Origin of the sequence: Flavobacterium pokkalii (assembly GCF_014596575.1) — a bacterium.
GTDB lineage: Bacteria > Bacteroidota > Bacteroidia > Flavobacteriales > Flavobacteriaceae > Flavobacterium > Flavobacterium pokkalii.
The window spans coordinates 64,949-88,408 of the sequence record NZ_NASZ01000019.1; the positions used below are offsets into that span (position 1 = coordinate 64,949).

The window sequence follows — 23,460 nt, forward strand, 5'->3', positions numbered from 1 at the left end:
GAATAATTTAAATTTTAAGAATGTTTAACCGAAATAGACTCTAAAACGCTGGCTACACTTTTACATTTATCCGTAGCTGATTCCAGAATAGACAATACTTCTTTATATTTAATAATGCTCTTAGCATCTGTTTCATTCTCAAAAATTTCAAAAACAGCTTTATTATAAACATTATCGGATTTGTTTTCCAATTTCGAAATCTTAGCACAAGCCGCTTTAATTTTATGAGCATTTTTAAAATCACGCAATTCTTTTACCGCAATTTCAATATGCTGACAGGCATCTAAGTTAATTTCTGTTAGTTTTCTAATTGACTTTGTAATCTTATCTACCTGATACAAACGCATAATACTGGAAGCACCATGTAAACGGTCAGCAACGTTATCAATAGAAGTAACTAAAGAGTGAATGTCCTCACGATCAAAAGGAGTAATAAAATTTTTACTCAACTCTAAATTGGTTTGACGTGTAATATCTTCTCCCCTTTGTTCTAACTCATCAATTTTTTGGAAAAGCACTTCTCTTTCTTTTAAAGGAAGATTTACAGCTTCGTGCAAATTAGAAGCTAATTCAATCAAATTACTGGAAGCTTCTTCAAAAAGAGGAAAGAATTTTTTATCCTTTGGTACTAAAAATTGGAAAATACTGTTTATTGACATTTTTTAACTAATTTTTTTAGAAAGCAAAAATACTTTTTTTTATTTCATGTTAAAGATATTTTAAAAATTAATCCTTCATTCCCTGATTTTTTTGTCTCATATCGGTTTTTTCACCCTCGATTTCGAGCAACCAAAATACAATTCTGACTTTTCACACATAAAAACCCACAAAAGGCTCCAAAACCAGCTACAGAAAGTTTCCTGCCTCTTTATTATTTTTTACAAAAAAGCATTTTTTTTCAAAAAAATTAAAAACAATTCGTTTCAATTAAAGAGCGTAAAGACATATATTTGCTTTTTTAAAAAATTATTCACAAAAACCTCATAAAGCTTTTGGTTTTTTATAAAAAACTGTATTTTTGGGAACTCTTATGAAAAACAACAGAACTACATATCAATCTTCGATTTCAACTCCAATTGGGGTTGCCATTTCTGTTACCACTACTACTACCCCTTAGGGGTATTTATCTATTACATATAATCCTGAATTCATACATGCTTTTTTATTAGAAGAAAGGTATTGGGTGTATATAAAATATTGCATTTTTAAAATAAAACAAACAAAATGAAAGTATTAAAATTTGGCGGAACTTCGGTTGCCAATGCAAAAAATATAAAACTAGTTCTTGATATTGTTCTAAACAAAGCTAAAAAAGACAGACTTGTAGTAGTGGTTTCTGCACTTAGTAAAGTGACTGATCTATTGCAATTAGCGGCATCAAAAGCTGCTGCTAATGACGAAACCTACAAAGACATTGTTGCAGAAATTGAGAAAAAACACTTAGATGCTTTAAAAGAATTAATCCCTGTAAGCGAACAAAGTAGCTTATTAAGTCATATCAAAAGAATCATCAACCATTTAGAAACAATCTTAGATGGCTGTTTTCTTTTAGGAGAATTATCTGCGAGAACATCCGATACTATTTTAAGTTTTGGCGAATTACTTTCATCATACATCATTGCCGAAGCTTTAAAACAAAACCTTAAAAACAGTAGCTACAAAGACAGCCGCGAGTTGATTAAGACCAACAACAACTACGGAAAAGCAGCTGTAAACTTTGAAGTAACAAATTTATTAACTACTGCTTTTTTTAGTGCCAATGATTCTCAGGTAGTAGTTATGCCAGGATTTATTGCTTGTTCATTAGATGATATCAATACAACTTTAGGTCGTGGCGGATCTGATTATACAGCAGCTATTATTGCCGGTGCCTTAAATGCTACTGAATTAGAAATTTGGACTGACGTAAACGGTATGTTTACAGCCAATCCTAAAATTGTAAAACAGGCACAACCTATTGCAACTATTTCGTATCAGGAAGCAATGGAATTGTCTCATTTTGGTGCGAAAGTTTTATATCCGCCAACAATTCAGCCTGTACTAAGAAAAAATATTCCTATTCATATTAAAAACACTTTTGAACCTGAAGCGGAAGGAACTTATATTTCAAACGAATCGGCTCATAATGGCAATCCGGTAAGAGGAATCAGCCATATTGACAACATTACATTGATTACACTTGAAGGCCCTGGGATGATTGGAGTCACAGGTTCTTCCAAAAGACTTTTCGAAGTATTATCTCAGGAAAGCATCAATGTTATTTTCATTACTCAGGCTTCATCAGAGCACTCTATTTGTATCGGAATTTTAAATTCAGATGCCGATGTTGCTGAAAATGCGATCAACAAAGCTTTTGAAATCGAAATTGCTCAAAACAAAATCGATCCTTGCATTGTGGAGAAAAACTTGTGCATTATTGCGTTAGTGGGTGAAAACATGAAAAACCACCAAGGTTTAAGCGGAAGAATGTTTAGTACTTTAGGTAAAAACAACGTAAACATCCGTGCGATTGCTCAGGGAGCTTCCGAAAGAAACATTTCAGCGGTAATTAACGAAAGAGACGTTAAAAAAGCATTGAATACGTTGCACGAAAATTTCTTTGAGGAAAACACCAAACAATTAAACCTGTTTGTAATGGGTGTGGGTAACGTAGGTGAAAAATTCATCGAACAAATCCACCAACAAAAGAAATTCTTAAAAGAAAATCTAAAAATCAACGTTCGCGTAATTGCTTTGTCTAACTCCAGAAAAATGCATTTTGACGATGATGCAATTGATTTAGACAACTGGCAAAACACTTTAGAAAACGGTGAAACAGCAGATAAGGAATTGTTCATTGAAAAAGTAGCTGCGCTTAACCTGCGTAACTCTATTTTTGTAGACATCACTGCCAATGCTGATGTTGCTGCCATTTACGAGCGTTTCTTAAAACAAAGTGTGGGTGTGGTAACCTGTAACAAAATTGCCTGTGCTTCGGCTTATGACAATTATAAAAATCTAAAAAAATTATCCCGTCAGTACAACGCCCCTTTCTTGTTTGAAACCAATGTAGGTGCGGGATTACCAATTATTGATACGGTGAAAAACCTAATCGCTTCGGGAGATAAAGTACACAAAATTCAAGCGGTTTTATCCGGAAGTTTGAACTTTATCTTTAACAATTTTGACGAAAACAATTCGTTCCACGATGTGGTTAAAGAAGCAGGTGTACAAGGATTTACAGAACCGGATCCAAAAATTGACTTAAGCGGAATTGACGTTGCGCGTAAAATCCTGATTTTAATTCGCGAAAGCGGTTACAAAATGGAAATCGAGGATATTGAAAACAAATCATTTTTACCTGCTGCCTGCATGGAAACGACTAATAATGAAGATTTCTTCAAATCTTTAATTGAATACAACAGTCATTTTGAAGGCATTTTGGCGGAAGCCAAAGCAAAAGACAGCCGATTGAAATTTGTCGCTGAATTCGTTGACGGAAAAGCCAATGTAGGATTGCAATTTATCCCTAAAGACCATCCGTTCTACAATTTGGAAGGAAAAGACAACATCGTTTTATTCTATACCGACCGTTACGTAGATCAGCCTTTATTAATCAAAGGTGCCGGTGCCGGTGCTGCGGTAACTGCTTCGGGAATTTTTGCCGATGTAATCAGAATTGGAAATGTTTAAAAAAGAGTAACTAAGATGCTAAGTCGCAAAGTTTCAAAGTTTAAATATGAATCTTTGCCGCTTTGGAACTTTGCCACTCAGAAACTATAAAAAAATGAATGAAGTAAAAGTATTTTGTCCGGCTACCATTGCCAATCTTTCCTGCGGATTTGACGTCTTGGGATTGTGTTTAGACAATGTGGGCGACGAAATGATTGTTCGAAAATCAGCTGAAAAAGGGGTTCGCATCACAAAGATTGAGGGAGCTAACTTGCCACTGGAAACCGAGAAAAACGTTGCCGGTGTTGCTTTATTAGCCATGCTGGAAGAAACGAACGCCGGTTTCGGGTTCGAAATCGAAATATACAAACACATCAAGGCCGGAAGCGGAATTGGTAGTTCGGCAGCCAGTTCAGCCGGAGCGGTTTTTGGTGCCAATGAACTATTGGGACGACCTTTTAGCCGAAAAGAATTGGTAAAATTTGCCATGCAAGGTGAAAAATTAGCTTCGGGAAATGCCCATGCCGATAACGTTGCTCCAGCCCTTTTAGGCGGATTTACTTTGGTAAGAAGTTCAAATCCTTTGGATATTATCAAAATTGACAGTCCGAACGAATTGTATGCTACTGTAATTCACCCGCAAATTGAGTTGAAAACATCGGATGCCCGTTCCGTATTAAAACAAACCGTTTCCCTAAAAAGTGCCATCACGCAATGGGGAAATGTAGGCGGACTCGTAGCTGGATTGTACACACAGGATTACGACCTGATTGGACGTTCTTTGCACGACGAAATCGTAGAACCATTGCGCAGCGTACTGATTCCGGGATTTGATTTAATCAAACAGTCAGCTTACGAAAACGGCGCTTTGGGTTCAGGAATTTCCGGTTCAGGTCCTTCTATTTTTGCCTTGAGCAGAGGAAAAGAAACTGCCGAAAAAATCGCCAAAGGAATGTGTGCCGTTTACGACGAAATCAATTTACCTTATGAAATTCATGTGTGTAAAGTGAACGATACAGGAATGAAAGTTCTTTAAAAGTAGTTTAGTCCCTAGTACTTAGTCCTTAGAAATATATTAATAAAGCTAAGGACTAAGGACTAAGGACTATAAATCTTTGAGGACTAAGCACTAACAACTAAGGACTATTATAAAAAAAATGAAATACTACAGTTTAAACCATAACGCCCCAAAAGTTTCTTTTCAGGAAGCTGTAATTCAGGGATTAGCAAGCGATAAAGGATTGTATTTTCCGGAAAGCATTACACCGCTTCCGCAATCTTTTTTTGACAATATCGAAAATTTAAGCCACGAGGAAATTGCCTTCGAAGCCATCCAACAATTTGTAGGCGACGAAATTCCTGCTGACACTTTAAAACAAATTATTGCCGAAACTTTATGTTTTGACTTTCCGGTTGTTCCGGTTGAAAAAGGAATCTATTCCTTAGAATTATTCCACGGCCCAACGATGGCTTTCAAAGACGTGGGAGCGCGCTTTATGTCGCGTTGTTTGGGTTATTTTAACAAAGACAAAAAAGACAACAAAAACACCGTATTAGTAGCGACTTCGGGAGATACCGGAGGAGCGGTTGCCAGCGGATTTCTTGGTGTACAAGGCGTTGACGTTGTGATTTTATATCCTTCCGGAAAAGTGAGCGACATTCAGGAAAGACAATTAACTACACTGGGACAAAACATCAAAGCGCTGGAAGTAGATGGTGTTTTTGACGACTGTCAGGACATGGTTAAAAAAGCCTTCTTAGACGAAACTTTGACACACAAAAATCTGACTTCGGCTAACTCGATTAACATTGCGCGCTGGTTGCCACAAATGTTTTATTTCTTCTTTGCTTACAAAGCTTTGAAATCCCAAAACAAAGAAATTGTGTTCTCCTGCCCAAGTGGAAACTTCGGAAATATCTGTGCCGGAATCATGGCTAAAAAACTGGATTTACCAGTACAACATTTTGTTGCTTCTACTAATGTGAACGATACGGTTCCAAGATTCTTAGTAAACGGTATCTATGACCCAAAACCGTCTATTGCTACCATTTCGAATGCAATGGACGTAGGAAATCCAAGTAACTTTATCCGTATTCAGGAACTTTACAACAACGATTTAGAGCAATTTCAAAAAGATTTTTCTTCCTATACTTATAACGACGAAGAAACTAAAGAAGCCATGAAGCGCATCTTCAACACCGATGGTTACATTGCCGAACCACACGGAGCGGTAGGTTACTTAGGATTGAAAAAAGAATTAGAGCGTTTCCCGGATTCCATTGGGGTATTCTTAGAAACCGCTCACCCAATTAAGTTTTTAGATATTGTGGAAGCTGTATTAAACGTACAATTGGCAATTCCAACACAAATTGAAAGCGTACTGAACAAGGAAAAAGTAAGCACTAAAATTAAAACGTATGACGAATTGAAAGCATTTTTAGGATAAACTTTCAAAACTTAAATATACAAACGGCTAAGGAGGAATTCTTAGCCGTTTTTTTATGAGTCAACTCTTTGATAAGTAAGAAATATTTTTATTTTTGTAAAACGCATTAAAAAATTATACGCAATAATATCAACAAAAACATGTCTATAACATGCCAATTAAACATAAAACTAGTCATGTGACATTAAAAAAAAACGCGAAATAAATAATATATGGCATCATTAAGAGTATTTGTATCTTCAACTTGTTTTGATTTGGGACCTATAAGAGGTCAGCTTAGAAATTTTTTAACATCTATAGGTTATGAGCCTATTATGAGTGACTATAATGATGTTCTTTACGACCCAAGAATCCATACTCATACTTCCTGTATTGAAGAAATAGTAACTTGTGACATTATTATCCTATTAGTAGGTTCTAGATTTGGTGGAAAAGCAATCCCTGAAGCAATCTCAAAAGTTGATTTTGATGCAATACTTGAAAAATCAAAAAGTGTTGAGCATCTTAAGAAAAAAGAAAACATTTCAGTAACACAACTTGAAATCTTAAAAGCGGTAGAAACTGAAATACCAATTTTTACTTTTATAGATAGTAGGCTTTGGAACGATCACGAACTTTATGAAAAAAATAAATCTAAACCTATTTTAAAAGATATTGAGTTTCCTTCAATTGAAAAACCAGAAACAGCTGAATTCATTTTTGAATTCATTAATTTTTTGCGCCATAGAACAAAAGGAAATAGTATAAATACATTCTCAAAATTTGAAGATATAGATGAAGCATTAAAAAAACAATGGGCTGGACTATTTCAAAAATTGCTTAATGAGAGTAGAAACAAACAATTAGAATTCAAGAGAATTGACAATTTGTCAAACCAATTTGAAGATTTAAAAACTGCAATTTTAACAAGCATTGGAAGCAGTAATGAAAGAGACGTTGCAAGAGGTGTTGTAAGATTTAGAAAACTAGTTGATTTTTTAAGAAATTTAAGACTAACCGACTATTCTAGAGTTTTAAATGAAAATATAACATGGGATGCTTTTATTAGTGAAGTTGTAGGTGTAACTAGAATAATTGAACTTGATGATTCAATGATTTCAAGTAACAGAATAATGAGAATGAAAACCTTAATGGTCAAAAATGACAATACCTTTTATGAAGTCAGATATTCTACAGAATATATTAATGAACTTGCACTCGAATTTGAAGCCTTTATAGCTTTATCAAGTGATATCAGAAATATAATTTTTGATGCATTAAATGATATGCGAAACGGATTAATGACAATTAGATACCAAAGAGAAGATTTCAGAGAATATCTAGATAGATTACAACAACAAAGACAACTATTCGATGATGAAGAAATACCATCTGTTTAAATAAAAAACGTACCTCTCTAGCGCTCGATTACATCGAGTACCAACTTACTTCAATAAACCAATCGAAGCGTTTGCAACGCGGTTAAAAACACGATTATACCCGCGTTGCAAACGCTACATTTTGCCATTATAATTTCAATTAGGAACTCACCGCAGCCAAGCCCCCTGCTAGCGCAAGCGTCCCGCTTGTGCCCATAAAGACTAACATAAGAAATAATGCATAGATTAAACATGAAAAAGAACTTTACTTGCATAGGAATATTAACCATTTTAATTATACTTTTAAGTAGTTGTTCCGGGACAATAAATACAGTTAAATATTCGGTTCCGGAAATCAAAGAGCAAAAGAAAGCTTATATCATTTCAGCCGAAAACTCTCAATACATAAAGTTTAAGTTTGGTGCAATTACGCCACTTGGCTATGTAATTTTACCGGATGATCCTTCAAAAGAACACGAAATTATTGGTAATACTGACCTTGTTATAAAAAACGAAGTAGAAAAATATGGAGTTCAAGCTGAAATTGTAAAAAAAGGAGATGAACTAGGAAATTTTGATTTATTAATCGAATATCATGACACTTGGAGATGGGATTTAAAAAAAATATTGGATAAATTAGAAATAGTAATTATTTCGCCTAAGGGAGATGTAATTTCAAAATCAGAATTCAATATTTATAAGAATAAAGAATTACACAACTTTCCTAGTCCGGAAAAAGAAGTTCCTAAAATGATTAAAGAGCTTTTTGAGAAATAATGTGTTTCACGCTGCTTCACAATTCAATTAGGAACTCACCACAGCCAAGTACCAGAGTGAATCAAGTTTGTACTGTCAGTTCGAGCGCAGTCGAGAACCTTTACTAACAACAAAACATCTCCCCCGCAAGCGCAAGCGTCCCGCTTGTGCCCGCAAAGAAAAATTTTAAATAACAAAAGTCCCACTGGCGCTCGTTTTCAACGAGTGCCTGCTTACTTCAATAAACCAACTGAAACCAAAATCCCAAAAGTTAAAGTGAAATCGCTGGTACATTATTGTCGAGTTACTTAATGAGATCCGTCCTTCGTAGGATGAAAGTTTGTGCATACTATTTCCACAGATTATCTTAAAAAAAACAAACTAAAAAAAATATTTATTCTTACTTTTGCAGTCAGAAACAAAAAAACACTTTTTTTGAAGTCCTTTTTCAGCATAGTACTTTCTATTCTTTTGCTCCTGCCTTCTTTTGGTAGTTTTTTTGTTTATACCTCATTCAAATTGCATCAGGACGAAATTGCCAAAACCATTTGTGTGCAACGCAAATTAGTCAACAACAGCTGTAACGGGCGATGCGAACTGGAAAAAAGCCTTAAAAAATACAGCGACAACGAAAAAAGAATGCAAAACAACCTCGACAACAAAGTGGAGTTGGTTTACATTCAAAATAGCTTTATTGCTAAAAACTTTCAATTTCCGGAGACAAATTACTCCGAAAAATCCCTTTTCTACACCTTAGAAAAGAAAACGGCTTCGGTAGCACTGACTACTTTCAGACCGCCGTCCTATTTGATATAAATTTTTAAAATCGTTTTTCAATTTTTCAATTGAAAACTTCCGCGGTATCGTCCGGGGAAAACGAGCTTATTCTTAAATTTATATCCATTCTAAATGAAACATATTCTACTGGCTTTCCTTATGATGAGCCAATTTGCTGTTGCGCAACATAAAAAACAAGTTGACACCACAAGCACTCAGGAACTGGCAGAGGTTTTTATAACTGCCAATCGTACTGCTACTTTACGAAAAGAAACTCCGGTTGCTATTAGCAAACTAAACGCAAAAACGATCAACGAAACCAAAGCCACGGCTGTTTACGAAGTGGTAAACAAAACGCCTGGTGTGTTGATGGTGAATTTAGGCAATGAACAACACATGATGGCTATTCGTCAGCCCATGACTACCAATGCCTATTATTTGTATCTGGAAGACGGCTTACCTATACGTCCCATGGGAATTTTTAACCACAATGCTTTATTGGAAATCAATCAGTTTAATTTGCAAAGTATTGAAGTTGTTAAAGGACCTGTTTCTTCTTTATACGGACCGGAAGCAGTAGGTGGCGCCGTTAATTTTATTTCCTTAAAACCAAGTTTAAATCCGGAATTTAAATTTGGAATTCAGGCAGACAACTTTGGTTTTCGCAGAATTCAGGCTGCCGGCGGCGCTACGATTGGAAAAATCGGCTTCCTTATTGCCGGAATTTCAAGTTTACAAACCCATAGTTGGATGAAAAACTCCGATTATAATAAAGATAATTTAAACGCCCGCATAGATTACAACATCACTCCTTCTACCCGATTGATTAGCAATACGATGTATGGCAAATATTATTCTCAAATGAGCGGAACGGTCAACGAAGACTCGTTTTACAACCGAACCTACAACAGCACTTCTGATTTTACCTATCGAAAATCAGATGCTTTGCGTACAAGATTAACTTTGGAACACGACTGGAAAGACAATTCAGCCAGTTTCCTGACGGCTTATTTCAGAGACAATAAATTAGGTCAAAATCCAACCTACCGAATCAAATGGAGCGCCACCAGCAATCCGACTACAGCAACGGGTGAAATCAATTCGAACAACTTTAAAAGCTACGGCCTTTTGGGGCAACACACTCAAAAAATTGATCTTCTAAACGCCAAATTAGTCGCTGGCGCTTTATACGATTATTCGCCGGTAACGTATTGGGCTTATCGTGTTGACTTAAAAGCAATATTAAATTCCGAAGCGACAACTCCAACTGTAGATCACTACGAAATTCTTGCCGAAAGACCCGACATCCGCATCACGGATTATACGGCAGATATTTACAACAAAGCAGCTTATGCACAATTTAATTTCAACCCCATCGACCAAGTTGTGGTTACCTTAGGTGGTCGTTATGACAATATGAAAGTGGCTTACAATAATGCAATCGACCTTTCTAGCGGAACTAAAATCTATGACAAAGCGACTTTTAAAGCCGGAATGAATTACAATCCATTGGAAACAGCCGGTTTTTACGGAAACTATTCGCAAGGTTTTGCGCCTCCGGGAATCACTTCCATCTTTACTCCAAAATCAGGAACCGGCGGAACTACAGGAGTTGCAGCTGAGTTCTATTACAATCTAAAACCGGCAACTTTTGAAAATTATGAAGTGGGTGGATGGCTCAATTTATTGGAAAACAAATTGAACCTAAACTATGCTTTTTACTACATGGAAGGAAAAAACGAATTATTAAGCGTAAAACTGGAAGACAATACAACTGATTATCGTTCGGCTGGTGAAACCCGTCATAAAGGAGTTGAATTTGGCGCAAATTACACTCCTTCAAAACAATTCAATATTCGTTTAGGAGGAACTTATGCACAGCACACTTTTATCGATTTCTTAGTTTCTAACAAACCTTCTGATCCGGTACAAAACTTAAACGGAAAAGAAATGCCGGCTGCGCCAAGATGGTCCGGAAATTCAGAAATCAGTTATTATCCCAATTGGCTGCCTAAATTCAGAGCTGCTATCGAATGGCAACATGTAGGCAGTTATTATCAAAATCAAATCAATACCGTTAAATATGCCGGATATGATTTATTTAATGCCAGAGTAGGTTACCAATGGAAAGCTTTTGAATTTTACGGAAACATTATGAATCTTACCGATAAATTATATGCTTACAATGTTTCGCGAACCAATACTAGCGGGGCTGCACCAACTTATACTGCTGCTGCGCCAAGAACATTCGTTTTTGGAATTCAATATCATTTTTCGCTAAAAAAATAAGTACAACACATAAAAAAACCATTAAGAAATTAGGTTTATTAAGCCCTAAAACTAAATTTCCTTAATTCCTTAATGGTAAAAAAATGCTACAATGAGCAAGAAAAACAACAAAAAGAAAGATTCGAAATTCGTTAAGAAAATCAAACAAAACATGTACCGATGGCATCGTACCATTGGGATTATCACACTTATTCCGGTTATTTTCTGGACGCTTTCGGGCTTGATGCATCCGTTTATGGCGCATTTTTTCAAACCTGAAATTGCGCATGACAAACTGGAAACAACGCTAATTCATCCGAAGCAAATTTCGCTTTCTATTCAGGACGTTTTAGCAAAAAACAACATCAAACAATTCAAGAATTTCCGAATCGTTTCGTTCAATAATAAGACTTTTTATCAGGTTAAAAACATCATCGGAGATTTATTGTATTTTGATGCTTCGAACGGAAATGAATTAAAAAACGGAGACGCAATCTATGCCGAATGGCTTTCCCGCTATTTTCTGGACGATCAAAAAAGCAGCCTGAAAAAAAGCGAACTCATCACCGAATTTGACCATCAGTACAAATATGTTAACCGCTATTTACCGGTTTATAAAATCACGCTGGATCGCCCGGATACAATGGAGGTTTATGTTGAAACTTCATCCGGAAAATTAGCGACATTCAATCCTGCATCCCGACAATTCTTCATCTGGTTTTTCGATGTTTTCCATAACTGGTCGTTTCTTGATGCTATCAGCAACAACAGTATTCGTATCATTACGATGATTTTCTTGTTGTCTATCATTGGACTTTCAGCCATTAGTGGCATCGTGATTTATGGATTTTTGTGGAAACAATTTAAAAAATCCGACAGCGCCGAACCAAAAAATGGCATCCGAAAATACCACCGCCAAATTGGAATCTGGATTTCGGTATTCACGCTGACTTTTGCTTTTAGCGGGGCTTATCATGCCACCACCAAATGGGATCCTTACACCTTAGACCAAATGGTTTATGAACCTACTTTTAAAACCAGCGACATTTCATTGGCAAACAATCAATTAAATTTAGACTGGAATCGTTTTCAAAATCAAAGTATCATCAGCTTCAACGACAGTATTTATTACCGTTGTGAGTTGAAGGAACAATCCAAAAGCAAATTCAAAAAGCCGAAATTCGACAGCAATTCAAAATGGAATAAAAAAGAGACGCCAAAGACAGAAGTTTTTTATATCAATGCGGCAACGAATAAAATCACACCAAATCTTGATTTACAATACGCCGAATTTTTAGCCTATTATTTTACCGATGGCGCGCCAAAAGCCCCTTGTTGCGAGATGATGTCCCCTGAAATTCCGGAAGAATCGGAAATCTCATTAGAAAATGTAAAATTGTTAGAATCCAAAGTCATTACGAATTTTGAAAATCGGGAATATGGTTTTGTAAACAAACGTTTACCGGTTGTTAAACTGGCTTATGACACGCCTGATAAAACCACTTATTTTATAGAAACGGCCACTTCCCGACTGGCTGCAAAAATTAACAATTCGGATATTGCAGAAGGCTATTCTTTTGCCATTTTGCACAAATATTTATTTATGGACTGGGCCGGAAAAAACATCCGCGACCTGACAATGGTTTTGGCAGCACTTTCAATCTTGGTCGTTAGTATTCTGGGATTGATTCTTTTTATTAGAAAGTAAAAAAGTTATGAGTTGTGAGTTATGGGTTTGTCCAACAACTCACAACTCACAACTCACAACTCATAACTTATCCTGATAATATCTTTCTTCAATTCCCTTTATATTTCGAATAGAATTGCGAGCCCAATCCAAACGCTTTTGCAAAATTTCATCCGGAGTTAGTTTCCAATCCAAATCAGATCGTCTCAATCGATTGGTCAAATCCTGAATGATAATCGCTGCCGAAACCGAAATATTCAAACTCTCCGTAAAACCCACCATCGGGATTTTCAGGAAACCATCGGCATTTTGCATCACTTCTTCCGAAAGTCCTTCTTTTTCTGTTCCAAAAAACAAAGCCGCGGGTTTAGAAATATCAAATTTTTCCAGGGTACAATCCTGTTCATGGGGCGTGGTCGCTATAATTTGGTAGCCCTGTTCTTTTAGCGAATGGATACAGCCCGAAACCGAATCATGACGAATAATATCGACCCATTTTTGAGCGCCCATAGCAATTTGTTTATCAATGCGTTTTCCAAAACGCTGTTCGATAACATTCAATTCCTGAATACCAAAAACCTCGCAACTGCGCATTACCGCTGAAGTATTATGCAACTGATACACATCTTCTACGGCTACCGTAAAATGTTTGGTTCGGTTTTCTAAAACTTCTAAAAAACGTTCTTTGCGGTTATCTGTTAGTATGGTTTCTAAATACGCGAGGTAATCTAAATCAATCATTAGGCTTTTATATTTTTTTTGCATGCAAAAATAGTAAAAAGAAAAAAAGCCACGAATTCACTAATTCCTTTATAAAAATTAAACCGCAGATTAAATTTCACAGATCCATCCCGATTTCAATTTTTTATGGAACACAGATTGGAGAAATTAGAAAAATAATCGCAGATTATAATTATTTTATAAAATTTCTTAAATTTCTCCAATCTGTGTTCCTTTTAATTAAATCTAATAAAATCTTCAATTTAAAAAAACTATATTTAGCATCAAATTAGTGTATTCGTGGCAAAAAGAACAAAAAAATGAAGAAAAAATTAGTCGTTTTAACCGGAGCAGGAATGAGTGCCGAAAGCGGTTTAAAAACTTTCAGAGACAGCAACGGACTCTGGGAAGGTCATGATGTCATGGAAGTAGCATCGCCGGAAGGCTGGCAAAAAAATCCGGAATTGGTTTTAGAATTTTACAACCAAAGAAGACGCCAGCTGAAAGAAGTACAACCTAATTTGGGACATCAGGAACTGGCACAATTGCAAATTCATTTTGACGTACATATCATTACCCAAAATGTGGATGATTTACACGAACGCGCCGGAAGCAAAAAAGTTTTGCATCTGCATGGCGAACTCCTGAAAGTGCGAAGTACCAAAAATCCAAAATACATCTTAGATTGGGAAGGCGATTTGAATTTAGGCGATGTGGATTCTTTTAAAAATCAGCTGCGACCGCATATTGTTTGGTTTGGAGAATCGGTACCTGCTTTTGACGAAGCTTTAAATATTACAGAAACTGCCGATTATTTTGCCGTTATCGGGACTTCCTTACAGGTCTATCCTGCCGCAGGACTATTGGCTTTTGTTCCGCCAACCACTCCGGTTTTTTATATTGATCCAAATCCTATTTCGATACCGGACTTAAGAAATCCTTTGGAAACAATTCCGATGACGGCAACAAAAGGTGTTCCTGTCCTAAAAAACCATTTATTAGCTCAATTTCAATAAAAAGAAGAAAAAACATTAGTAAGTTGCAAAAAACTTCCAACTTCTAACGGCTAACTTCTAACTTCTCATTATATTTGTGCCTTTCAAAAAAATAAGCCCGATTTCACAAACGCTTTCGGATTAAATATCAACTTTTATTAGCATAAAAAAGACAATGACGACTTTAAACGAATTGAATGCAATTTCTCCAATTGACGGAAGATATAGAAATAAAACACTTTCTTTAGCGCCATTTTTCTCTGAAGAAGCCTTAATTAAATACCGTGTATTGGTAGAAATTGAATATTTTATTGCTTTGTGCGAAGTGCCTTTGCCGCAATTAAAAAATGTAAACCCAACTGTTTTTGAAAGTTTACGTAACATCTACAAAAACTTCTCTACCGAAGATGCACTTTGGATTAAAGAAACAGAGAAAGTAACCAATCACGATGTTAAAGCTGTTGAATATTTTATCAAAGATGCCTTTGAAAAATTAGGTTTGTCGGAATACAAAGAATTCATCCACTTCGGATTGACTTCTCAGGACATCAACAATACCGCTATTCCGCTTTCTACCAAAGAAGCTTTTGAAAAAGTGTATATGCCTTCTTTAATTAATTTAATTGCCAAATTAAAAGAATTAGCTATTGAGTGGAAAGATGTACCAATGCTTGCCCGCACTCACGGACAACCGGCCTCTCCTACCCGTTTAGGAAAAGAAATTACTGTTTTTGTAGAGCGTATTGAAGAGCAAATGCGTTTGTTATTCAACGTTCCTTTTGCAGCTAAATTTGGTGGTGCAACCGGGAATTACAACGCACACCACGTGGCTTACCCACAAATTGACTGGAAACAATTCGGAACTAAATTTGTTGAGGAAAATTTAGGATTACACCATTCCTTCCCAACGACACAAATTGAACATTACGATCATTTTGCTGCTTTTTTTGATACTTTAAAAAGAATCAACAACATCATCATCGACTTAGACCGCGATATTTGGACGTATGTTTCGATGGAATATTTCAAACAAAAAATTAAAGCGGGAGAAATTGGTTCTTCAGCGATGCCTCATAAAGTAAACCCGATTGATTTTGAAAATTCAGAAGGAAACTTAGGAATTGCCAACGCTATTTTTGAACATTTATCGGCTAAATTGCCAATCTCAAGATTGCAACGTGACTTAACAGATAGTACCGTTTTGAGAAATATTGGAGTTCCAATGGGACACACTATCATTGCTTTTGAAGCTACTTTGAAAGGATTGAATAAATTATTATTAAACGAAGCTAAATTCCACGAGGATTTAGAAAGCAACTGGGCGGTTGTTGCTGAAGCCATTCAAACTATTTTACGTCGTGAGGCTTATCCAAATCCTTACGAGGCTTTAAAAGGTTTAACCAGAACTAACGAAGCGATTACCAAAAATTCTATTCATGAATTTATCGGAACTCTGGAAGTTTCTGACGCTATCAAAGCGGAGTTGTTGCAAATTACGCCAAGTAACTTTTTAGGAATTTAACAAATTCAAACTATAAATTTTTAAAAAGTCCCGATTCCATCGGGACTTTTTTTGTAAATATCCTATTAATAACACACAATATTGTACATCCAAACTGCTTTTGTTATATTTAGCAAAATTGGTTAAAAAAAGAACAAAAAAATATGAGTACCGTAGCTGCCGTTGCCGAAACCACCACACATTTAAAACCCTTAATCAGCGATTTAGGATTGATTCTGATGACTGCCGGGATTGCTGTGTTGTTGTTTAAAAAAATAAAACAGCCGTTGGTTTTAGGCTATTTAATTGCAGGCTTCTTAGCGGGAAATCATTTTGATTTTTTCCCTTCGGTCAAAGACGTTCACAGTGTAGAAATTTGGGCCGAAATAGGCGTTATCGTTTTACTTTTCAGCCTGGGACTTGAATTTAGTTTTAAGAAATTGATGAAAGTAGGCGGAACAGCTTCGATAACCGCGATTACTCAAATCATTGCTATGGTGCTAATCGGTTATCTGGCAGGACACTGGATGGGCTGGAAAGAAATGGACAGTATTTTTCTGGGTGTGATTCTTTCCATTTCCTCCACCACTATTATTTTAAAAACCTTTGACGAATTAAAAGTAAAAGCCGAACAATTTGCCGGAATTGTTATTGGTTCGCTGATTGTTCAGGATATTGTAGCCATTTTAATGATGGTATTATTGTCCACGGTAGCGGTAAGTCAGCAATTTTCAGGCAGTGAATTATTACTTTCTGTTCTGAAATTAGGCTTTTTCCTGATTGCCTGGTTTGTGGGTGGCATCTTTTTTATCCCTACATTATTAAAGAAAACCAAACATTTACTGACCGATGAAATGATGCTGATTATTTCACTGGCTTTGTGTTTAATGATGGTTATATTGGCTTCAAATGTTGGTTTTTCACCTGCTTTAGGAGCTTTTATCATGGGTTCTATCATTGCGGAAACTACTCATGCCGAACACATTGAACATTTAGTAAAACCGGTAAAAGATTTATTCGGTGCGGTATTTTTTGTATCGGTCGGAATGTTGATTAATCCGCATACGCTTTATGAATATGCACTTCCGGTTGTTATTTTAACCTTCGTTACCATTTTTGGACAATCCATCAGTTCTACCATAGGAGCGTTGATTTCGGGGCAACCTTTAAAACAATCCATCCAAACCGGAATGAGTTTGTCGCAAATTGGGGAATTCTCTTTTATCATTGCTACACTGGGTATGTCAATGAATGTAACCAGCAATTTCCTGTATCCGGTAGTAGTGGCGGTTTCGGCAGTTACCACTTTTACAACGCCTTTTATGGTTAAGATGGCAGTTCCTTTTTCGGTTTATCTGGAAAAAAAATTACCCCGAAAATGGACCCGAAGAATTGCTCTTTACAGTGCCAATGCTCAGGCGATTCGTTCGGTAAGTACCTGGCAAATCGTAATCAGAGCGCATTTGCTGCAAATTATTTTACATACCATTATTATTACTTCTGTGATTTTGATGTCGTCTAAATTTGTATTGCCTTTGGTCGAAAATTCAAAATTTGGAAACACCATTGCCGCATTGATTACGATAATTATTATTTCCCCTTTTTTATGGGCGCTTTCGTTGCGAAGAGTTGCCGTAAAAGAAGTGAATCAGCTATTTGAAGAGCGAAAATACCGGGGGCCTATCCTGATGCTTTTCTTCTTCAGAATGGGATTAGCGGTATTCTACATCGGATTTTTATTGAATATCTTTTTCTCTCCGGTCATTGCCTTTTTTGCTTTGGTTGTGGCAATTGTAATCTATTTGCTATTTCCTAAAAAATTACACGAACAATATCATAAAATTGAAAGTCATTTCCTGACCAACCTCAACGACAGAGAAGAAAAAAAGATCGACCGCCGTTATGCTTATTTAAGCTCCTGGGACGGTCACATGACTACTTTTGAAATTTCAAAAGAATCCAATTTGGTTGGAAAAACCCTGCGCGAAATCAAAATGAGGGAATTAGTTGGCGTTAATATTGCTTATATAAAACGCGGCGATATTGTGATTCAGATTCCTAATAAAATGGAGCGCTTGTTTCCGGGAGATGAAATTTGCGTGATTGGTTCTGATGCTCAGGTTAAAGAATTTTCTAACTTTTTAACCCAACATGAGGTTGAAGTTCCGGAAACAGTAACTCCCGACGAAATTGTTTTACGTCAGATTGAATTAACCAATGAAGATTTTATTGGAAAAAGTGTTGGCCAATCCAAATTAAGAGAGCGTACTAAAGGGCTTTTGGTAGGTGTCGAACGAAAAGGGAATCGAATCCTAAATCCGGAATCGAACATTATTTTGGAAAAAAATGATTTATTATGGCTCGTTGGCAGCAAAAAATTAATGTCCGAATTATTTAAAGAATAGCTTTTAAAAAAGCTGTTTTTCTCAATCTTTTACGATGCCTGAACTTATTACAGTTCGGGCATTTTTATTTTTAAAACCATATATTTTTTTAAAAAATACTTTCAAAAAATAAATATGCAGCTATTCTTTTTCTATCGAATTTTAAGTAAATTTATAGTACCAAGACAACACAAAATCAACTCTTTTGACTAAAATTTCCTTTTGAAATTACTGTAAGAGTTCAAAATTAATGGTAATTGAAAATCATTTTTTTATGGCATTTATAGATTATTACAAAGTATTGGAAGTAGATAAAAAAGCTACCGAAGCCGAAATCAAAAAGGCTTACCGAAAACTGGCCCGAAAATACCATCCGGACATTAACCCGAACGACAAAGAAGCCGAAAAAAGATTCAAAGAAATCAATGAGGCCAACGAAGTATTAGGAAATGCTGAAAAAAGAAAAAAATACGACGCTTACGGCGAACACTGGCAACATGCCGCCGAATTTGAAAAAGCTAATCAAAATCAGCGTTATTACGGTTCCGGCGGTACTCAGGAAGAATTTAATAATTATGGTCGGGACGGAAACGACGATTATTCGGATTTTTTTGAATCATTGTTTGGAAACGCAGGTCGAAGAAGCCGCTCAACACATCAATTTAAAGGCCCTGATTACACCTCTGAATTACAATTAAATTTAGAAGAGGCTTATTCGACACATAAAAAAACAATTACCGTAAACGGGAAAAATATTCGTTTTACCATTCCGGCCGGAATTGAAAACGGTCAAACGATTAAAATTGCCGGACATGGCGGCGATGGCAGAAACGGCGGTCCTAAAGGCGATTTGTACATTACTTTTATCATTAACAATCATCCAGATTTTAAAAGAGATAAAGATAATTTATACGCTACGGTTTCTCTGGATTTGTACAAAGCAGTTTTGGGCGGCGAAATTACCGTTAACACTTTTGACGGAAAAGCCAAGCTAAAAGTAGCTCCGGGAACTCAAAACGGAACTAAAGTAAAACTCAAAGGAAAAGGATTTCCCGTCTATAAAAAAGAAGGCGATTTTGGCGATTTATATATTACATTTCAAATTAAAATCCCCACCCATCTCTCTGCTAAAGAAATGGAACTATTTAACGAACTATCAAAATTAAGAGCATCATGAATACCGAAAATTTTATCCCTATTAGCACTTTATGCCAGCATTATAAACTGGAAATAAGTTTTTTTAATCATCTTGATGAAAACGGTTTAATAGATATTTTGCTTGTGGACAATACCCAATATGTTCACAAAGAATCAATTTATGAAATTGAGAAAATAGTCCGCATGCATAAAGATTTGGATGTAAATATTGAAGGTATTGATGTAGTGCTAAACTTACTTCAAAAAATTGACAGCTTACAAACTGAGTTACTACGAGTTAGGAATCGATTACTGCTGTATGAAAACTAATTTTTAAGCAAAATCTGGCTTTAACAAATCCAAAAAATAATATAAAACCAAAATACAAAGTGTATTAAATTATATTTTTTTCATATTTTAACCTCAAATTAAAGTATCTTACCTAATAAAATACTCGTATAATTGGTATTTTAGATAGGATTTCGATATAAAACAAAAAATATGACAATTATAATTTCGCTTTGTATTTTATTACTCGTTGCTTATCTATTTGATTTAACAGCTTCAAAAACTAAAATTCCTTCGGTAATATTACTTTTACTTTTGGGCTGGTTTGTCAAAGAAATCACCAACTTTTTCTATATAAAACTTCCCGATTTAAGTTCGACCTTACCAATTTTAGGGACTATTGGATTGATTTTGATTGTACTGGAAGGTTCGCTGGAATTAGAATTGAATAAATCCAAAGTCAATTTAATAAAAAAATCTTCTTTAGGAGCTTTTATTCCTTTGATTGCGATGGCCTTTTGTCTGGCTTGGCTGTTTTATTATTACAGCGAATACGACTTCAAAACCTGCCTGAGTAATGCTATCCCTTTTTGTGTAATTAGTAGCGCGATTGCCATTCCCAGTGTTCGAAACCTTCGTCAAAACTATAAGGAATTTGTGATTTACGAGAGCAGTTTATCGGATATTTTCGGGGTTATTTGCTTCAATTTTGTGGCATTCAACACCAGTTTCGGGATGAATACTTTTGGTTATTTCTGCCTGGAAATCCTCATTATTATTATCATTTCTTTTGTGGCTACCATTTTATTATCCTTTCTTTTAAATAAAATTGATCATCATATTAAGTTTGTTCCCATCATTTTACTGATTATTTTAATTTATGAAATTTCTAAAATTTTCCATCTTCCGGCTCTGGTTTTTATCCTGATTTTTGGGCTTTCCATCGGAAATTTAGATGAATTAAAAAATTTCAAATGGATTCAGAAATTTAGACCCGATTTATTAAACAACGAGGTTCATAAATTTAAAGAACTAATTACCGAAGCTACTTTTCTAGTAAGAGCTTTGTTCTTTTTACTGTTTGGTTATCTTATTAAAACTTCCGAAATCATCAATCCGGAAACGGTTCCCTGGGCATTGGCAATTGTAGGAATCATTCTGGTAATCCGTTTTTTACAGCTTAAAATTTCGGGATTACCTCAATTTCCTTTATTATTTGTAGCTCCGAGGGGATTAATTACTATTCTTTTATTTTTATCCATTGCCACTGAAAACCAGATAGAATTAGTTAACAATTCGCTTATTATTCAGGTCATTTTATTAACCGCTATCATTATGATGCTGGGTATTATGTTTACCACTGTTAAAAGAAAAAAAGCCATCGAAGAAACCCGAAAAGCGCTGCATAGCCATCAGGAAAACGAAACCAACCTATATTAAAATAATGAGAAACCTTAAAATAAGGCTCTCTCTTTTTTGGCATTTTTTATTAATCTGCTTTAATCATCATAAGGTATTCCCCTCCTATTATTAAATAAAAAACAGTGATAAAACCTACAAAACAGACATTTTTTCACTTTTAAATCAAATTTTACACTACAATATTTGTATATACAAATAAAAAAGTATTACATTTGTACCAACAAACAAAAACAGTATTGGAATGAAAATTGAAGATGAAATAAAAAGTACGGTTGCCTTAGATCTTCCTAAAAAAATAATTCTCAATATCATGTACACCCAACATATTTTGAGTGAAAAGTTTAATGAAATTTTAAAGCCTTATGACTTATCAGGGGAACAATACAATGTTTTGCGCATTCTTAGAGGACAAAAGGGAAATCCTGCCAATATGTGTGTCATTCAGGAGCGGATGGTTGCCAAAACCAGCAACACTACCCGATTGGTTGACAAACTTTTGCTAAAAGAATTAGTAACCCGAAATGTCTGTCCGGAAAACCGGAGAAAAATAGAAGTATTAATCACGCAAAAAGGACTGGATGTTTTAGCGGATTTAGATCCAAAAGTTAATGATCATGAAAAAGTAATAACCGCTAAGTTAGACACCAACGAATTAGAACAATTAAATCATTTATTAGAAAAATTTAGAAATCAATAAATAAAATCATGAGCACATTTATAGAAAATCAAAACTGGAGATATGCAACAAAGAAATTTGATGCTTCCAAAAAAATCTCAAAAGAAGATTTAAAAACATTAAAAGAAGCCATCCGCTTGAGTTCTTCTTCTTACGGATTACAACCTTACAAAGTAATTATTGTTGAAAATCCGGAATTAAGAGCAAAAATTCAACCCGCAGCCTGGGGACAATCACAAATTGTTGAGGCTTCTCACCTGATTATTTTTGCCAATGAAACTCAGGTGGAAGAAAAAACGATTGACAGTTACATTGCTAACATTAGTGAAACCCGAAACATTCCGGTTGAATCTTTAACTGGTTATGGCGATTTCATGAAATCTAAGCTTATAAACCTTCCGGAAGAAAGTAAACAAATCTGGACTTCAAAACAAACTTATCTGGCTTTAGGTAATTTATTAAATGCCGCTGCCGAATTAAAAATTGACGTAACCCCAATGGAAGGTTTTGTACCGGAACAGGTAAACGAAATATTAGGTTTAGACAAATTAGGGCTTAATACTTCTTTAATTGCAACCTTGGGATACCGTCATCAGGAAGACGCAACCCAACACTATAAAAAAGTTAGAAAATCCGAAAAGGAATTATTTATCACACTATAATCATTAATTAAAATCAAATTTAAATCAACATGAAAAATTTAAAATCACTTGCAATCGCTTTATTCTTAGCTGCCGGAGTTTCAGTAAACGCGCAAACTAAAAAAATTGATGTAAAAGCTTCTACAATCAACTGGGTTGGTAAAAAAGTAACCGGACAACACTCAGGAACAGTAAACTTCAAAGACGGAGCTGTAGTGCTTAAAGGAACAAAATTAGTCGGAGGAACTTTTACAGTTGACATGACTTCCTTAACAGCTACTGATTTAACAGGAGAATACCAAGGAAAATTAAACGGACACTTAAAAGCTGACGATTTCTTTGGAACAGATAAATTCCCAACTTCAACATTGGTAATCAAAAAAATTGGTTCAAAAGCGAAAAACGTATATGCTGTAACTGCCGATTTAACAATCAAAGGAATTACAAAACCAGTTAATTTTGACCTTGCTGTAAATGGAAACACAGCAACTACAACTTTTAAAGTAGACAGAACTAAATATGACATCAAATACAACTCGGCAAGCATTTTCAGTGCTATCGGAGACAAAGCTATCGATGACGAATTTGAATTAGCTGTAGCTTTGAAATTCTAATTTTCATTTTACCCTGTATATAAAAAAGGAGACTGTTTTATGAACTGCCCCCAAAAAGTTAGACGCTATTTGGGGGCATTTTTATGGAAAGAAAAGTCAAATACAATTATGAATTTAAACTTCGTTGTGTACAAGAAG

The 23,460-nt window shown here is 35.4% G+C and carries 19 protein-coding genes; 17 read left to right on the forward strand and 2 right to left on the reverse strand.

Going from position 1 to position 23,460, the window contains the following annotated elements:
• Positions 1-14: 14 nt before the first annotated feature.
• Positions 15-659, reverse strand: a complete 645-nt coding sequence (locus B6A10_RS12155) for a DUF47 domain-containing protein (RefSeq protein ID WP_026713824.1) — start codon at positions 657-659, stop codon at positions 15-17.
• A gap of 565 nt (positions 660-1,224) precedes the next feature.
• Here B6A10_RS12155 and thrA point away from each other — a divergent pair.
• From thrA to B6A10_RS12195, 8 genes are all read left to right on the forward strand, one after another.
• On the forward strand, positions 1,225-3,672 hold the full coding sequence (thrA, locus tag B6A10_RS12160) for a bifunctional aspartate kinase/homoserine dehydrogenase I (RefSeq protein WP_188221085.1): 2,448 nt from the start codon (positions 1,225-1,227) through the stop codon (positions 3,670-3,672).
• Positions 3,673-3,766: 94 nt separating this feature from the next.
• Positions 3,767-4,687, forward strand: coding sequence for a homoserine kinase (locus tag B6A10_RS12165; RefSeq protein ID WP_188221086.1), 921 nt, complete (start codon positions 3,767-3,769; stop codon positions 4,685-4,687).
• A 121-nt stretch (positions 4,688-4,808) separates the two neighbouring features.
• Entirely contained in the window at positions 4,809-6,098 is a 1,290-nt protein-coding gene (gene thrC / locus B6A10_RS12170) for a threonine synthase (RefSeq protein WP_188221087.1), read from the forward strand.
• Positions 6,099-6,310: 212 nt separating this feature from the next.
• Positions 6,311-7,477: a DUF4062 domain-containing protein gene (locus B6A10_RS12175; protein ID WP_188221088.1), complete on the forward strand. Its 1,167-nt coding sequence runs from the start codon at positions 6,311-6,313 to the stop codon at positions 7,475-7,477.
• Positions 7,478-7,708: 231 nt separating this feature from the next.
• On the forward strand, positions 7,709-8,233 hold the full coding sequence (locus B6A10_RS12180; RefSeq protein WP_188221089.1) for a hypothetical protein: 525 nt from the start codon (positions 7,709-7,711) through the stop codon (positions 8,231-8,233).
• A gap of 414 nt (positions 8,234-8,647) precedes the next feature.
• Positions 8,648-9,028: a hypothetical protein gene (locus B6A10_RS12185; RefSeq protein WP_188221090.1), complete on the forward strand. Its 381-nt coding sequence runs from the start codon at positions 8,648-8,650 to the stop codon at positions 9,026-9,028.
• A 93-nt stretch (positions 9,029-9,121) separates the two neighbouring features.
• Positions 9,122-11,278 carry a TonB-dependent receptor gene (locus tag B6A10_RS12190; RefSeq protein ID WP_188221091.1) on the forward strand — a complete coding sequence of 719 codons (2,157 nt, stop codon included), beginning with the start codon at positions 9,122-9,124 and terminating at the stop codon, positions 11,276-11,278.
• A 91-nt stretch (positions 11,279-11,369) separates the two neighbouring features.
• Positions 11,370-12,965, forward strand: coding sequence for a PepSY-associated TM helix domain-containing protein (locus B6A10_RS12195; RefSeq protein ID WP_188221092.1), 1,596 nt, complete (start codon positions 11,370-11,372; stop codon positions 12,963-12,965).
• Between the two features lie 60 nt (positions 12,966-13,025).
• Here the strand turns inward: B6A10_RS12195 and B6A10_RS12200 are convergent, their stop codons facing one another.
• A complete protein-coding gene (locus tag B6A10_RS12200) occupies positions 13,026-13,685 on the reverse strand; it encodes a TrmH family RNA methyltransferase (RefSeq protein ID WP_188221093.1) in 660 nt (219 codons plus the stop codon).
• Between the two features lie 299 nt (positions 13,686-13,984).
• On the opposite strand from B6A10_RS12200, the gene B6A10_RS12205 reads away from it, so the two are divergent.
• The 9 genes from B6A10_RS12205 (at position 13,985) to B6A10_RS12245 (ending at position 23,322) form a co-directional block, all read left to right on the forward strand.
• Positions 13,985-14,680: an SIR2 family NAD-dependent protein deacylase gene (locus B6A10_RS12205; RefSeq protein WP_055092726.1), complete on the forward strand. Its 696-nt coding sequence runs from the start codon at positions 13,985-13,987 to the stop codon at positions 14,678-14,680.
• Positions 14,681-14,834: 154 nt separating this feature from the next.
• Positions 14,835-16,181 (forward strand): adenylosuccinate lyase, encoded by a 1,347-nt coding sequence (gene purB, locus B6A10_RS12210; RefSeq protein WP_055092728.1) that lies wholly within the window; start codon positions 14,835-14,837, stop codon positions 16,179-16,181.
• A gap of 143 nt (positions 16,182-16,324) precedes the next feature.
• A complete protein-coding gene (locus B6A10_RS12215; protein ID WP_055092730.1) occupies positions 16,325-18,565 on the forward strand; it encodes a cation:proton antiporter domain-containing protein in 2,241 nt (746 codons plus the stop codon).
• Positions 18,566-18,818: 253 nt separating this feature from the next.
• On the forward strand, positions 18,819-19,721 hold the full coding sequence (locus B6A10_RS12220) for a DnaJ C-terminal domain-containing protein (RefSeq protein WP_055092994.1): 903 nt from the start codon (positions 18,819-18,821) through the stop codon (positions 19,719-19,721).
• The gene (locus B6A10_RS12225) at positions 19,718-20,011 is read left to right on the forward strand and encodes a chaperone modulator CbpM (protein ID WP_026713839.1); all 294 of its coding nucleotides are present in this window, start codon (positions 19,718-19,720) and stop codon (positions 20,009-20,011) included. Before B6A10_RS12220 ends, B6A10_RS12225 begins: the two co-directional genes overlap by 4 nt.
• Positions 20,012-20,182: 171 nt before the next feature.
• Positions 20,183-21,409: a cation:proton antiporter gene (locus B6A10_RS12230; RefSeq protein WP_188221094.1), complete on the forward strand. Its 1,227-nt coding sequence runs from the start codon at positions 20,183-20,185 to the stop codon at positions 21,407-21,409.
• Between the two features lie 223 nt (positions 21,410-21,632).
• Positions 21,633-22,088 carry a MarR family winged helix-turn-helix transcriptional regulator gene (locus tag B6A10_RS12235; RefSeq protein ID WP_188221095.1) on the forward strand — a complete coding sequence of 152 codons (456 nt, stop codon included), beginning with the start codon at positions 21,633-21,635 and terminating at the stop codon, positions 22,086-22,088.
• Between the two features lie 8 nt (positions 22,089-22,096).
• Complete coding sequence (locus B6A10_RS12240; RefSeq protein WP_188221096.1) at positions 22,097-22,729, forward strand: NAD(P)H-dependent oxidoreductase; 633 nt, start codon at positions 22,097-22,099, stop codon at positions 22,727-22,729.
• A 29-nt stretch (positions 22,730-22,758) separates the two neighbouring features.
• The gene (locus B6A10_RS12245; protein WP_188221097.1) at positions 22,759-23,322 is read left to right on the forward strand and encodes a YceI family protein; all 564 of its coding nucleotides are present in this window, start codon (positions 22,759-22,761) and stop codon (positions 23,320-23,322) included.
• Positions 23,323-23,460 lie beyond the last annotated feature (138 nt).